Here is a 13,156-nt window from a genome sequence, read left to right on the forward strand (position 1 = left end):
GGCCGGACCGGCCCGGCGGGCCCCGCGCGGCTGCGGGCGGCGACGTTCGCGGTGGCGCGGCAGCGGCTGGCCGGGTACACCGACGCGCTGCCGGCCGGGTGCCGGGCGCCGGTCGTGGAGTGCGGCGGCAACTCGGCCGAGCTGGGCCGGGCGGCGGCGACGCGGCTGCTGGACGTTCCGGCCGGACGGCGCCCGACGGCGATCCTGGCGATGACCGACCGGCTGGCGCAGGGCGCGGTGGCGGCGGCGCGGGACCTGGGGCTGCCGGTACCGGGTGAGGTGTCGGTGGTGGGGTTCGACGACCTGCCGTCGGCGGCGGAGGGCGATCCGTCACTGACCACGGTGCGCCAGCCGCTGGTGGAGAAGGGGCGCCTGGCGGCGCGGCTGCTGCTGGACCTGCTGGCCGGGGAACCGGTGCCGCCGCGCACGGTCCTGCCGACCGACCTGGTCGTCCGCGCCTCGACGGGCCCGCCGCCCACCGGCCGGCGACGAACCGGGGCGTCGTCGCGCTAGGGGGTGACCGCCGGTTCCGCGGAAAGGTCGAGGGTGAACGCCACCCGGTCGAGCCCGGGACCGTCGTAGTCCGGCTTCACGCCCGAGGCCGTGAAGCCGAGCCGGGTGTGGAACGCCCGCGACGCGGCGTTCTCCGGACTGGTGACGCACTGCACGTACCGGCGCCCGTGCGAGCGGGCGAGCGCGAAGAAGGCCCGGTAGAGGGCGTGCCCGACACCCTGCCCGTGCAGCGCCGGATCGACGCCGACGAAGTGCACGTAAGCGGTCTCGGGATCGGTCTGCGACAGGAAGCCGACCAGGAACGCGGCGATCTCGCCCCCGTCGCGTTCGACCAGGAAACTGGTGGTGGTGAAGTGCTGGAAGTACAGCCGGGGCAGGAGCAGCGCGCGCTCGGCCGCCCCCGCCTCCCCCTTCAGGCCGCCCCACCAGGCGTCCAGCACGGCGAGCACGCGCCGATGGTCGCCCTCGGAGAGGTGCCGGGCCCGCAGCCCGACCGGAAGATCATCGATCACCCCCGCAGTCTGCCATCCCGCCCGTCCGGGCCCTGACCCGCGCGGACCCCTCCTCCGCCCGGCGACCCCCCGCAACCCGGCTCGGCCCCCGCACGCCGCACGTTCTCCCCACGGCGTCCACCCGGCGACCCGTACCAGGTCACCAGGGCCGGTCCGGTACCTGGCGACCGTCAATCGGGCGGCATGCGGGTCACGTCCGTGACCGGTCGTGACGTTCATTTCCCTGCACGAAACCGTGCAGCTTTTCGCCCTCCCGGACAGGGCGGGGTTTCCGGAAACCTGGCCCGTGTGAACCGTGTTTCCCGAAACCGCCGCGTTCCTGACGGGCCCGCCCCCGTCCGCGCGCTGGTCACCGGCTTCGCTCTCACCGGCGCCGGTTCCCCACCGGCCGCGCCGAAGGCAGGGGAGCGCCGATGGCACTGACCCGTCAGACGATGACCGACGAGCAGCGCAAGTCGGTCGCGCTGGAATACCTCAAGGCGTTCGACCGGGGCGGGGTGACCTCCGACGGGGGCGGCATCCTGGACCTGCTCGCCGACGACGCCCAGGTGTACTTCCCCAAGTGGGGGCTGGCGACCGGCAAGGACGAGATCGCCAGGATGTTCGCCGACGTCGGGGATCTCGTGCGCGTCATCCGGCACGACTACGCGACGTTCAACTGGGTGATCTCCGGCGACATGGTGGTGTGCGAGGGCACCAGCCGGGGAGAGCACCGGGACGGCCCGTGGCGCGCGGGCGACCCGGAGTGGGGCGCCGGACGCTTCTGCGACGTCTTCGAGATCCGGGACTGGCTCATCCACCGGTGCTTCATCTACCTGGACCCCGACTACGCCGGCCGGGACCGCGAGCGCTACCCCTGGCTGGCGGACCGGGCCGCGGCGAGCGTCGAGGAACGCAACGTCGCCACCGTCCGCACCTTCCTGCGGCTGCTGGAGGAGGGGGACATCGAGGCGTGGATGGAGCTGTGGGCCGAGGACGCCGACCACCACTACCCCTACGGCACGGAGATGTTCCCCCGTCATCTGCACGGCAAGGAGGCCATCTACGACAACTGGAAGGCGGTCCCGGACCGTTTCGCGAAGAGGGGGTTCCCTCTCCGGGACATCTGGACCGACCGCCGCACCGGCACCGTCATCGCCCGCTTCGACGGCGACAACGTCCTCAAGGGCGGCGACGGCACGTACGACAACGCCTACATCTGCGTCTTCTCCTTCGACGAGGCGGGCCGGATCCGCGAGTACTGGGAGTACTTCGACCCGATCGTCGCGGGCACCACCTTCGGCCTGGCCGAGATCCGCTACCTGCAGAAAGAACCCCATGAGCACGCCTGACCCCAAGATCGACGCCATCCAGCGCTTCTTCACCGCCTACGCCGCCCATGACCTGGACGGCATGCGCGAGGTCCTGGCCGACGACATCGAGTGGACCATCCCCGGCCACCACCCGCTCTCCGGCGTCAAACACGGCGTCGAGGAGGTGGCGGCCTTCCTGTCCCAGCTCGGCAAGGCCGGATTCCAGGCCGATCCGGTCTTCCTGGAGGCCGACCAGGAGTACGTCGTGGACATCCACCGCGGCTGGACCACCCAGGGCGTCGGCAAGGTCGACACCCTGTGGGCGCTGGTGTGGCACTTCAACCCGGACGGCAAGGTCGACCGCGTCGTCAACCTCTCCGGCGACCAGCACCAGATGGACGCCTTCGTCTGGGCCAACTACCAGCTGGCCCCGATCCCGAATCGGCTCGCGTGAGGACCAGCGCCCTGGCGGTGGTGGCGCTCGCCGCCATCACCGCCGCCTGCGGCCAGGAGCCCCCGCCGCCCGCCGCCAACGGCGGCGCGTCCGCCACCGGCAGCGCGTCCGCCACCACCACGCCCGGCGACCGGACCGGGGCCGTGGTCGACACCTTCATCCGGGCGGCCAACGGCGGCGACGTCGCCACCCTGCGGAAGATCTTCGCCCCGGACGCGCGCTTCGACCGGGCGGGAACGGTCTTCACCGGTGCCGACATCGTGAACGGCTTCCTCAAACCGGACGTGACGGACGCGGGCGGCCGGTACCACGAGACAGCCCGTCGTGCCGAAGGCGAGCGCCTGACCGTGACCTTCACCTTCGACACCGGGAGGGGCGGCGAGGAACGCTTCACCTACAGCTTCCTGGTCCGCGACGGCCGCATCGTCGACGTCGTGGGCCGTTACCTCTGAGCTGCCACCTCTGAGCTGCGGAGCCCGCGCGTCGTCAGGACGGCCGGCCGGTCGCTCCCGGCACCGACAGGCGCGCGGCGAGGTCGGCGACGCCTTCGCCGGACAGCTGCCGCAGGCCGGCCGCGCGTCCGGTGCAGACCAGCAGGATCGCGCTCATCGGGCCCTGGACGCGCGGTCCGTCGCCGGTGCTCCAGTGGATGTCGGTGGCGGTCAGCCGGAACCCCCTCACCCGCCGGGCGGCGGGAAGGGGCGGCGGCCAGCGCATGGACAGGACCCGGTCGGCCGAGACGGCCGCCGCGGCGGGCGGTATCTCGTGGTGGCGGCCGAGCGGGACGGCGATGTCCTGCCCGTGGACGAGGATGTCGGTGAGCGTCTCCAGGGGGGTGACGCCGAGATTGTGCCGCCGGGACCCGACCGTGCCGCGGATCCGGGCGATGATCTGGTCGGTGGAGAGCGCGGCGGCCCGCCGGCGGGCCGCGTGCTGGATCGTCCGGTCGAGGTTCCCGCGCCACGCGCGCATCATGCCGATCATGTCGGTCAGGCCGAGCTGTTGCAGCGTCAGGTGCGCGGCGACGTCCCGGACCGTCCAGCCCGCGCACAGCGACGGCCGGCTCCACTGGTCATCGGTCAGATCCTCCAGCAGGTCGGCCAGGCTCGTCCGCTGCGCGTCGATCACCTGCCAGACCTGGTCCGGGCTCAGGAGAACGGGATCTGGCGGGCGCTTCCCCCTCATACCGGTGCCTCCGTGGGACGGGAAAGATTCGGACGGGCGGAGCCTGCGACACCCAGTCCATCACAGTGAGGGGAACCGGGCCCCTCAGGGGCGGCACGCTAGGTGACCAGGCCGTTGCGGTAGGCGTAGACGACGGCCTGCACGCGGTCGCGCAGGCCGAGCTTGGTGAGGATGCGCGACACGTAGGTCTTGACGGTCTCCTGGCTGAGCACCAGCACCGCGGCGATCTCGCTGTTGGACAGGCCCTCGGCGATGAGGCGCAACACCTCCAGCTCGCGGGGCGTCAGCGCGGCGTCGGCCGGGCTCCCGGCGGGACGGATCCGCGCCGCGTACCGGCCGACGAGCTGCCGCGTCACCTCGGGCGCGAGCAGCGCGGCGCCGCTGGCGACGGTGCGGACGCCGTGCAGGAGCTGCGCGGGCGGGGCGTCCTTGAGCAGGAACCCGCTCGCCCCCGCGCGCAGCGCCTCGTAGACGTACTCGTCCAGGTTGAACGTCGTCACCACCAGCACCTTGACCGGGTCCGGCACCCCGGCGCCGGCCAGCAGGCGGGTCGCCTCGATGCCGTCGAGCACCGGCATCCGCACGTCCATCACGACGATGTCCGGCCTCAGCCGCCGGGCCAGGTCGACGGCGGCGCGCCCGTCCCCGCACTCGCCCACCACCTCCAGGTCGGGCTGGGCGCCGATGATCGTCGCGAAGCCGGTGCGGATCAGCGCCTGGTCGTCGCAGACCAGCACCCGCACCGGCGCGGTCACGACGGGCCTCCCGCGGGGATGCGCGCCCGCACGACGAAGCCGCCGCCGCCCCGCCCGGTCGCGCTGAACTCGCCGCCCAGGGCGTCGACCCGTTCGCGGAGCCCGGCCAGGCCCCGCCCGCTCCCGCCGAGGGACGCGGCCCGGTTCCCGGGGCCGTCGGTGCCGACCTCCACGGTGATCTCCTTCTCGCCGTAGCGCACCCGGGTGACGGTGCGGTGGCCGTGGGCGTGCTTGAGGGCGTTGGTCAGGGCCTCCTGCACGACCCGGTAGGCCACGAACTCGGCGCTGCCGGCGGACTCGGCCGGCTCGCCCTCCTCGGTGAACTCCACCGGCTGCCCGGCCTGGCGCGTCCGTTCCACCAGCGCGCGCAGGTCACCGGTGGACGGCGTCCTGACACGGTCTTCGCGCGCGGCGTCGTGGTCGGGGTTGAGCAGGTCGAGCAGGTGCCGCAGATCGGCGATGGCCCGCCGGCCGGTGTCGGTGACGGCGCTCAGGGTCTCGTCGAGGCGGTCGGGCGCGGCGGTCAGGTACCGCGCCGCCTCGGCCTGCACGACCATCGCCGTCACGTGGTGGGTCACGACGTCGTGGAGCTCGCGGGCGATGCGGGTGCGTTCGGCGGCGCGGGTGGCCTCGGCGACGCGGAGGCGGTACTCGGCCTCGGCGGCCCGCGTGGAACGCAGCCAGGCCCCGATGCCCCAGCTGACGGCCAGCCCCACGAAGAACACCACATACCCGTCCGGCCGCTCGGCCCCGCCGAGCCGGTCGAGCGCGACCGCCAGCAGCGCGTACGCGGCGGACAGGACGACCACGGCGGTACGCCGGTGGCGTTCCAGATGGGCGCCCGCGCTCAGCAGCGCGATGGGCAGCCCGGTCCCCGCGACCATGTGGTAGCCGCGGAGTTCCGCGACGACGAAACCGAGCGACACCAGGCCCAGGCACGCGGCCGGCCACCGTCGGCGCACGGCGAGCGGGAGGCACAGGAGGGCGAGGGCCGCGATGGCCGGTGGGTCGAAGGGGCGGGCCGGGAGTTCACCGACCTGCGTCTCGTGGCCGCGCAGTACCGGCAGGAACGACATGACGACCAGCAGCAGCGCGAGCGGGAGGTCCCGGACCGTCACGTCCCACCGCCGCCACCGGGCCGGCAGCCGCCGCAGGTCGATCACCGGGCAATGCTAGCGGCCGCGGCGGGGGCGCCGCCCCCGCGGGAGACCAGGTTGCCCCGCCTGCGTGCCAGCCACAGGAACGCGACCGTCAGCAGGACGCCGAACAGGACCGTGGGCGGGCTGGCCTCCGGACCGAACTCGCCGCCGGTGAGCAGGTCCGGACCGGACAGCTCGCCGCGCAGCAGCCCGGCGTTCTCGCCGTTGCCCGACACGGCGGTGCCGAAGACGCCGCCCTGGGCGAAGTTCCAGCCGAAGTGCAGGCCGATCGGCACCCACAGGCTGCGGGTGGCGGCGTACACGGCGGCGAGCGCCCCGCCGGCCGACAGCGCGATGGCGACCGCGCCCCACAGGGTGGCGTCCGGGTTGAGCATGTGCCACAGGCCGAACAGCACGCTGGTCAGCACCAGCGCGACCCACGTGCCGGCGCGTTCCTCCGTGATCCGGAACAGGACGCCGCGGAACATCAGCTCCTCCGTCACCGAGGCGGCCGCCATGAAGCCGAACAGGCCGACCGGGCCCGCGACCTCACCGAAGCCCTCGACCCGGTAGCCGCCGTTGAAGGCGATGTTCCCGATGACGGCCGCGAACCACCCGACGCCGATCAGCGTCCCCAGGACGGTACGGGTGACGGCGCCCTGGGCGGCGACCTCGACCGGCGCCCGGCGCTCGGACCACCGCACCGTCCAGGCGTACACGAGCACCGCGACCACGGCCGTCACGAGACCGAGGACCAGGCTCAGAACCGCGTTGTCCTTCACCGCCATGGCCCCCTGGCCGCCGACGAAGGCGACCGCCACGACGGGCAGGAGCTGCTTCAACAACCGCACGACGACTCCTTGCGAGATTCCGTTGCGGGATTCCGCGGCTCGATCACCGCGGCCAGAGGAACGCTAGGGAACCGACGCCCCGCGATCTTCCCCGCACGGAGGACATTCGCCGGTAGCTCGCACGGGGGACAGGGACGCCCCGGCGCGTTCTCGTGCGGTGAATCCCGGTCAGGCCGGCGGGCGGGTGCGCAGGGCGTTGATCCAGAGCTCGGTGACCGCGGTGACGCAGGTGTCGGTGGACCGGCCGGCGGGTGGCCGCAGGACGGCTCCATGCACCTGCGCCTCGACGGCCTGGACCAGCAGCAACGCGGTCAGGCCGGGGTCCGGGCCGCCGACGCCGAGGCGCCTGAGGTGGTACTCGACCTCGGCGGCCAACGATTCCTCCAGCGCACGGAGGCGTCCTACCCCCTCGGGTGTCCGGGGCGCCTGGTCGAACAGCAGCCGGTGCATGCGGGGCTCGGCGCCGTGCAGCGCGGCCACCGCCCCGACCAGCGTGCGGACGGTGTCCTCAAGCGGCGGCTCCGTGCGGCGGAGTCCGTCGAACACCTCGGACAACGCGGCCATGCCCGCGCCGATGTGCCGCTCGGCCAGGGCGTAGAGAAGGGCGTCCTTGTTGGGGACGTAGTGGTACAGGGTCCCGATGGACACCCCCGCCAGCTCGGCCACCTTGTTGGTGGTGGTGGCCGCGTAGCCGTCGCGTTCGAAAAGTCGAGCAGCAGCGTCCAGGATCGCGTCGAAGGTGAAGCGTGACCGCTGCTGGCGGGGCCGGTGGCGGGGTGTCGACATGGGCGTCCGAAGTCGAGTTGTCAGATTCGAATATTGCTCGAATCATTGTGACATGCGCGACGACTACCTGCGGTTCCTCCCCGAAGACCTCCGGCCGTCCCCCGGCCTGCGGCCCCGCTCGACCTGGTGGCGATGGCGCGACCTCGACCTGCACGTCGAACGCGTGGAGCGTCCCGGCGCCGCACTGCGGCTGCTGGTCCTGCACGGCGCGGGCGGGCACGCCGGAGCGCTCTGGCCGCTGGCGGGGATGGCCGCCGAACTCGGCCTGGAGGTGGTCGTGCCCGATCTGCCCGGCTACGGCCGCACCCGGGTGCCCCGCCCCGGCCGCGTCCGCTACCCCGACTGGGTCGGTTGCGTCACCGACCTGGTGGCCGCCGAGAAGGCCGCCGACCCGCGCCCGCTGGTGCTGTTCGGGGCGAGCATGGGCGGGATGCTCGCCTACGACGTGGCCGCCCGGACCGGGCTGGCCGCCGCCGTCGTGGCCACCTGCCTGCTCGACCCCCGCCGGGACGCCGTGCGCGCCGCCGTCGGCCGGCACCGGTCGCTGGTCCCCGCCACGCTGCCGTTGATGCGGCTGCTGGCACCGGTCATCGACGACCTGCGCGTCCCGATCCGGCTGGTGGCCAGGATGAACGCGATCGCCAACGATCCCGCCCTGGTGCGCCTGGTCGCCCGCGACCGTCTCGGCGGCGGTTCACGCGTGCCGCTGGGCTTCGTCCGCAGCTATCTGGAGTCGGCCCCGGCCATCGAGCCGGAGGAGTTCACCTCCTGCCCGGTGCTGCTGGCCCACCCCGGCGCGGACCGGTGGACCCCGATCGGGCTCAGCCGCGCCTTCTTCGACCGCATCGCCGCGCCCAAGCGTCTGGTGGTCCTCGACAACGCCGGGCACTACCCGGTCGAGGAGCCAGGCGTGCGCCGGCTCGCCGACGCCTTCGACCTGCTCCGCGCCGATATCGACCACCACGACGGCGAATCTCACGTGGGGCGGACGGAGAGGGCGTGACGGAACACGTCGCGGGGATCCCAACGGCGTTTGACCTGCTGGAGGCGGGCGTAGCCGTCCTTGTAGTAGAGGGCGTGCCACGGGGTGCCCGAGGCGTTCCACCGGGGGTCGGCCAGGTCGCTGTCGGGGTAGTTGATGAACGCGCCGTCGGCTGGGACCCCGCCGCTGTCGGCGTACACATCGCGGTAGAACTCCCGGATCCATGCCAGGTGCCGGGCGTCCTCGGCCGCGTTCTCCCACCCGACGAGGTAACCGACCTTGAAGATCGAGTCCCGGTGCGCGACGGCGGTCGCGCCGGGCCGCACGGCGTTGACCCGCCCGCCGTAGGTGTTCACGAACATCTGCCCGGACGGGTGGCCGTAGTCCGACCTCGTCAGATGCCGGTGAATGACGACCAACTGCCGGTCGGTGAAGCCGCGCCGCTGGTAACCGGACTTGATCTTGATGCGGTAGAAGGGCCCCGGACCGCCGTCGAGGCCGTGCACGGCCGCCGTCAGCCAGGGCAGGGTCGACGTCTGGCGAACGGGCCGCGCCTCGACACCATGCCCGAGCGCGGCGACCAGCTCGTCCAGCACCCTGCCGGAGCCGGCGACCTGTCCCGACAGCGAGATGGCCTCGCTGGGCCTGCTGGTCAGCGAGAACTCGCCATAGAGCGCGGCCGCGGGGGAGCCCGGAGCCGAGTTGCGCTCGCCCCATCGGCCGTAGTTGCGCAGCAGACGCACGAACGTGTCACGGTCGAGCCGCTCCCACGGCCACTGCAGCGTGAAGTCCAGGACCGTGGGCGGCGGGGCGGGCAGCGACCGGAACCAGTAACGGGTGACGACACCGAAGTTCCCGCCGCCGCCCCCGGTGTGCGCCCACCACAGGTCCCGGTTGGGGTCGGACGGCTCCCGCGTGGCGACCACGCTCCGGGCCCTTCCCGCGCGGTCCACCACGACGACCTCCACCGCGTACAGGTAGTCGACGCTCAGGCCATGCAGGCGGCACAGCGCGCCGTAACCGCCGCCACTGACATGCCCGCCGACCCCGACCTGGCCATGCGTGCCCGCCGGTACGGTCACCCCCCACCCGAGGTACAGCCGCCGGTACACCTCGCCCAACGTGGCCCCCGCCTCGACCACGAAGGCATCGCGGCGCCGGTCATGCCCGACCGCCGCCATCTGCGACAGGTCGATCAGCACCCGGACGGCCGGGTCGTCCACGAAATCCTCGAAACAGTGACCACCACCGCGCACCGCGACCCGCCGTCCCGCCCGCACGGCATCGCCCACGGCGCGCACGACGTCCTCGGTGGAGCGCACCACATGAACCTGCTCAGGCCGCCCCTCGAACCGCCGGTTGTAACCACGGCGCACCAGCGACGGATAGCGCGGGTCGCCCGGCCCTACGGCCACCGGCCCCCGCGCGGACGCCTCCCCGAAAGAGGGGACCCCGACCAGGGGAGCGGACGCCGCGGCGATCGTGCCGCCACGAAGGACGGTTCTCCTGGTGTGCTCGACCACGATGGGCCTCCCGAAGAGAGAACGTGTAGCCGAACGCTACGAGCCGCCGTCCCTAACACTCACCACGCCACAGGACCAACCCCTCCCTGCCCCCCAGGTATCAACGAGAGCCCCCAACGACCCACACAGTGCCGGTAGAGAAAGCTCGCGAGCCCTGGACCTCCCACGGATGACCGGGGCTCCGAGCCGGGATCTCCGGAGGCCCAGCAGCCGGTCGCGCCGTGCGGCAAGGGAGCCTGCGAGATGTCTCACCCGCAAGCTTCCCCACCGCGCTCGCGCAGGTCGGATCAGCCGTTCTTGCCGATGGTCCGATGGATCCAGTGGGCGTAGGCGGGCACGCTGGTGTAGAGCCCCGGCCCCTTCGAGCAGCTCACGCCCGGGGCGCCGGGACCGGAGGTGACGCCGACGAGCTCCCAGGCGCGGTGCCGGCCCCGCCGGATCTGCGGGCCGCCGGAGTCGCCGTTGCAGGCCATGGCATCGGGCACCCGGCTGATGGTGCACAGCCTGGTGCGGTCGGCATAGCCGGGAGCGCACTCGGCGACGGAGCCCAGGCGGGTGTCGAGCTGCCGGAGCCGCTCGGGGAAGACCCACTTGGTGTAGTCGGGGGACTCGACGACGGTGCCGAAGCCCAGCAGCCGGGTCGGGGTGCCGGGCCGGCCCGGCCGGTGAGCGAGGCCGATGGGCTGTCGGCCGACCGGACGGTCCAGGCGGATCAGCGCGATGTCGTTGTGGTTGGGGCGTGTACTGCCGTCGCCCACCCGGTATCCCGGGTGGATCACCGTCTGCTCGATCCTGCGGACCGTGCCGCCGGACGTGCGCTGCCGGCTGCCGATCCGCACGGTGCCGTCGGCCCGCGTCTCCACCAGGCAGTGGGCCGCCGTCAGCACCCACCGCCGGTCGATCAGCGAGCCGCCGCAGGTGGCCTTCAACGGCGGCGCCGCCTCGTCGTAGGTCACCGGGACCGTCGCCATGAACGGGTACGGCTCGGTGGCCTCCCCGCCGTTGATGATCGCGTTGGCACTGCCGGCCATCATGGTCGCGCCCGCCACGCCGGCCAGCGTCACAGCGGCGGTTCGCACCGCATGGCGGCGCACAGGGACAGGGATGGAGCTGAACACAGAGGGGCCCTTCCTGAACGGGGATCCGGATGCGTCCAGCCTGCTCACCCGGGACCCACTGATCCATCCGGGTAGCGGGCGCGTGCATGGTGTAGCCAGCTCCCAGGAACCCACGCGACCGAGCCGCCGTGGCCGGACAGCGGTGACGCGAAGAGCAGCGGCCGGCACAGGCTTCGGACCTTGTTCAGCTCGGCCACCGGAGAGCGACGAAGAAGCGACAAAAAATCTAGAGCCGTGATCATCCTGAAGATGATCACGGCTCTGACCTGGGGAAATTTTGGCGCGGGCGACGGGAATCGAACCCGCGTAGCCAGTTTGAAAGAAGGTATTTCTGTCCAATTCACCTCCTCATCGACTTGCTGATTTCTTGCTGACCTGCAGTTCAGAGCCAATATGATCGTGCCGGGGAATCCATTCCCGTGTCACTCTGTCACTCATGATCCAGTGACAGATAAGTGACAAACGATCATCCTCTCAAGGAGGTTCGAATGGGCTTCACTCGAAAGCGACGAAGCAAGAACGGCAAGACCCGCTACCAAGCCCTGTACGAGGACGCGTGCGGCGTCCGCCAGACGGCCGGCACCTACGCCACCCTCAAGGAAGCCGACAAGGCCTGGCAGCGCGCCGAAGCACGCATCGCAGAAGGAAAACGGGGAGGCCCAAGACGTGCTAAACAGAGGTTCCGCGTCTATGTGGAGGCGACCTGGCTGCCCAACCACCGCATCGAGGAGAGCACCCGCCAGGACTACGTCTACGCGATCAACGCGCACATCATGCCGTTCTTCGGCGAGATGCGCCTGAAGGACATCAGCTCCGAGACCGTCCGCAACTGGATCACCCATCTCAAGGAGCGCAGCGTCCCGGCTCACCGGATCAGGTACTGCAAGACCTCGATCCTGAACGCCATCTTCACTACCGCCGTCAACGACGGGATCCTGGAGTACCACCCCAGCAGGGGAGTGGAGACCGACCCCGTCCCCGAAAAGCCCCGCAAGACCATCACCCCCGAGCAGTTCAACCTGATCTACCAGGCGCTGCCCGACGCCGACGCCCAACTGCTCATCGAGACCGACATCGAAAGCGGTCTGCGCTGGGGCGAGCTCACCGAGCTGCGGGTCAAAGACCTCGACATCCCCACCCGCATCCTCACCGTCAGCCGAGCCGTCGTCCAGCTGGTCCGCAAGCACCACCCCGAAGGCAAGCGGTTCCTGATCAAGGAGTACCCCAAGGGCAAACGCTGGCGCCGCATCAAGCTCAGCGCCCAGATCGTCGCCAAGCTCAAAGCCCACATCGAAGCCGAGGGCCTGCAACCGGGCGACCTGCTGTTCGCCCGCCGCCGCCCAACACCACCACCCGCTCTGGAGATCGTCACCCCCGAAAGCCTCACCTTCGAAGCTGCGAACGGTCGCACCTACACCCACGGCGCGATCACCGCCTACAACTTGGGCAAGTGCAAGTGCGACCGCTGCCGCGGCGCCTGCGCCACCTACCGCGCCAAGCGCCGCGCCAAAGGCAAGGACAACCCCCGCAAGCCCCGCACCGTCGACGAGGACCCGCACATCTCGGCGAGCTGGTTCCGCAAGCACTGCTGGTACCCCGCCCGAGACGCCGCCGACCTGGACTGGTCACCGCGCGTCCACGGCCTGCGCCACGCCCACGCCTCCTGGCTCCTGGCGGGTGGCGCCGACCTGCAGGTGGTGAAGGAACGGCTCGGCCATCGCAAGATCTCCACCACCGAGCGCTACCTGCACACCCTCCCCAACGCCGACGGAACCGTCCTCAACGCCCTCGACAAGATCCGCAACCCAAGCCACACCACAGGACGACCAGACCAACACCACCGACCTGGAACGCGAACTCGCCAGAGCCCAAGCCCGCATCACCGCACTCCAGACGATCATCACCGACCAACTGATCGCCCAAACGACGAAGTCCACCCTCCGTCCCGCCTGACATGAACATGTAGCCCGCCGGACTCCACCTCCAGCGGGCTGCGCACGTCTGATGTCTTGGCCCGTCGCAACTTGACAATGTCCTCCAGCAGAG

14 protein-coding genes are annotated in these 13,156 nt (G+C 71.6%); 6 read left to right on the forward strand and 8 right to left on the reverse strand.

Annotated elements, in window-relative coordinates:
* The coding region (locus tag AKI01S_RS35185; protein ID WP_169814066.1) for a substrate-binding domain-containing protein at positions 1–513 on the forward strand (513 nt) is incomplete at its 5' end.
* Here AKI01S_RS35185 and AKI01S_RS35190 read toward each other — a convergent pair.
* A complete protein-coding gene (locus tag AKI01S_RS35190) occupies positions 510–1,025 on the reverse strand; it encodes a GNAT family N-acetyltransferase (protein ID WP_067827800.1) in 516 nt (171 codons plus the stop codon). The two genes, AKI01S_RS35185 and AKI01S_RS35190, sit on opposite strands and share 4 nt — an antisense overlap.
* Before the next feature lie 413 nt (positions 1,026–1,438).
* Here AKI01S_RS35190 and AKI01S_RS52010 point away from each other — a divergent pair, with 413 nt between their 5' ends.
* From AKI01S_RS52010 to AKI01S_RS35205, 3 genes are read left to right on the forward strand one after another with little or no spacing between them, the layout of a single operon-like run.
* Complete coding sequence (locus tag AKI01S_RS52010; protein WP_169814067.1) at positions 1,439–2,356, forward strand: nuclear transport factor 2 family protein; 918 nt, start codon at positions 1,439–1,441, stop codon at positions 2,354–2,356.
* Complete coding sequence (locus AKI01S_RS35200) at positions 2,343–2,771, forward strand: nuclear transport factor 2 family protein (protein ID WP_067827803.1); 429 nt, start codon at positions 2,343–2,345, stop codon at positions 2,769–2,771. The genes AKI01S_RS52010 and AKI01S_RS35200 overlap by 14 nt, the downstream gene beginning before the upstream one ends.
* Positions 2,768–3,223: a nuclear transport factor 2 family protein gene (locus AKI01S_RS35205; protein ID WP_067827805.1), complete on the forward strand. Its 456-nt coding sequence runs from the start codon at positions 2,768–2,770 to the stop codon at positions 3,221–3,223. The genes AKI01S_RS35200 and AKI01S_RS35205 overlap by 4 nt, the downstream gene beginning before the upstream one ends.
* 34 nt (positions 3,224–3,257) lie before the next feature.
* Here the strand turns inward: AKI01S_RS35205 and AKI01S_RS35210 are convergent, their stop codons facing one another.
* The 5 genes from AKI01S_RS35210 to AKI01S_RS35230 form a co-directional block, all read right to left on the reverse strand.
* On the reverse strand, positions 3,258–3,956 hold the full coding sequence (locus tag AKI01S_RS35210; RefSeq protein WP_067827809.1) for a maleylpyruvate isomerase family mycothiol-dependent enzyme: 699 nt from the start codon (positions 3,954–3,956) through the stop codon (positions 3,258–3,260).
* A 98-nt stretch (positions 3,957–4,054) separates the two neighbouring features.
* A complete protein-coding gene (locus AKI01S_RS35215; RefSeq protein WP_067827813.1) occupies positions 4,055–4,711 on the reverse strand; it encodes a response regulator in 657 nt (218 codons plus the stop codon).
* Positions 4,708–5,874: a sensor histidine kinase gene (locus AKI01S_RS35220; RefSeq protein ID WP_067827818.1), complete on the reverse strand. Its 1,167-nt coding sequence runs from the start codon at positions 5,872–5,874 to the stop codon at positions 4,708–4,710. The genes AKI01S_RS35215 and AKI01S_RS35220 overlap by 4 nt, the downstream gene beginning before the upstream one ends.
* Positions 5,871–6,701 (reverse strand): CPBP family intramembrane glutamic endopeptidase, encoded by an 831-nt coding sequence (locus AKI01S_RS35225; RefSeq protein ID WP_084000563.1) that lies wholly within the window; start codon positions 6,699–6,701, stop codon positions 5,871–5,873. The genes AKI01S_RS35220 and AKI01S_RS35225 overlap by 4 nt, the downstream gene beginning before the upstream one ends.
* A 168-nt stretch (positions 6,702–6,869) precedes the next feature.
* Positions 6,870–7,487, reverse strand: a complete 618-nt coding sequence (locus AKI01S_RS35230) for a TetR/AcrR family transcriptional regulator (protein ID WP_067827830.1) — start codon at positions 7,485–7,487, stop codon at positions 6,870–6,872.
* 52 nt (positions 7,488–7,539) lie between these two features.
* Here AKI01S_RS35230 and AKI01S_RS35235 point away from each other — a divergent pair, with 52 nt between their 5' ends.
* Positions 7,540–8,490 (forward strand): alpha/beta hydrolase, encoded by a 951-nt coding sequence (locus AKI01S_RS35235; RefSeq protein WP_084000564.1) that lies wholly within the window; start codon positions 7,540–7,542, stop codon positions 8,488–8,490.
* Here AKI01S_RS35235 and AKI01S_RS35240 read toward each other — a convergent pair.
* Positions 8,463–9,992, reverse strand: a complete 1,530-nt coding sequence (locus AKI01S_RS35240; protein ID WP_067827838.1) for an FAD-binding oxidoreductase — start codon at positions 9,990–9,992, stop codon at positions 8,463–8,465. The genes AKI01S_RS35235 and AKI01S_RS35240 overlap by 28 nt on opposite strands.
* A gap of 287 nt (positions 9,993–10,279) precedes the next feature.
* Positions 10,280–11,041 carry a S1 family peptidase gene (locus tag AKI01S_RS35245; protein WP_245681912.1) on the reverse strand — a complete coding sequence of 254 codons (762 nt, stop codon included), beginning with the start codon at positions 11,039–11,041 and terminating at the stop codon, positions 10,280–10,282.
* Positions 11,042–11,598: 557 nt separating this feature from the next.
* On the opposite strand from AKI01S_RS35245, the gene AKI01S_RS35250 reads away from it, so the two are divergent.
* Positions 11,599–13,068, forward strand: a complete 1,470-nt coding sequence (locus AKI01S_RS35250; protein WP_084000565.1) for a tyrosine-type recombinase/integrase — start codon at positions 11,599–11,601, stop codon at positions 13,066–13,068.
* Positions 13,069–13,156 lie beyond the last annotated feature (88 nt).

The sequence above is a fragment of the Actinomadura kijaniata NBRC 14229 genome, from assembly GCF_001552175.1.
In the GTDB taxonomy this organism is placed as follows: Bacteria; Actinomycetota; Actinomycetes; order Streptosporangiales; family Streptosporangiaceae; genus Spirillospora; species Spirillospora kijaniata.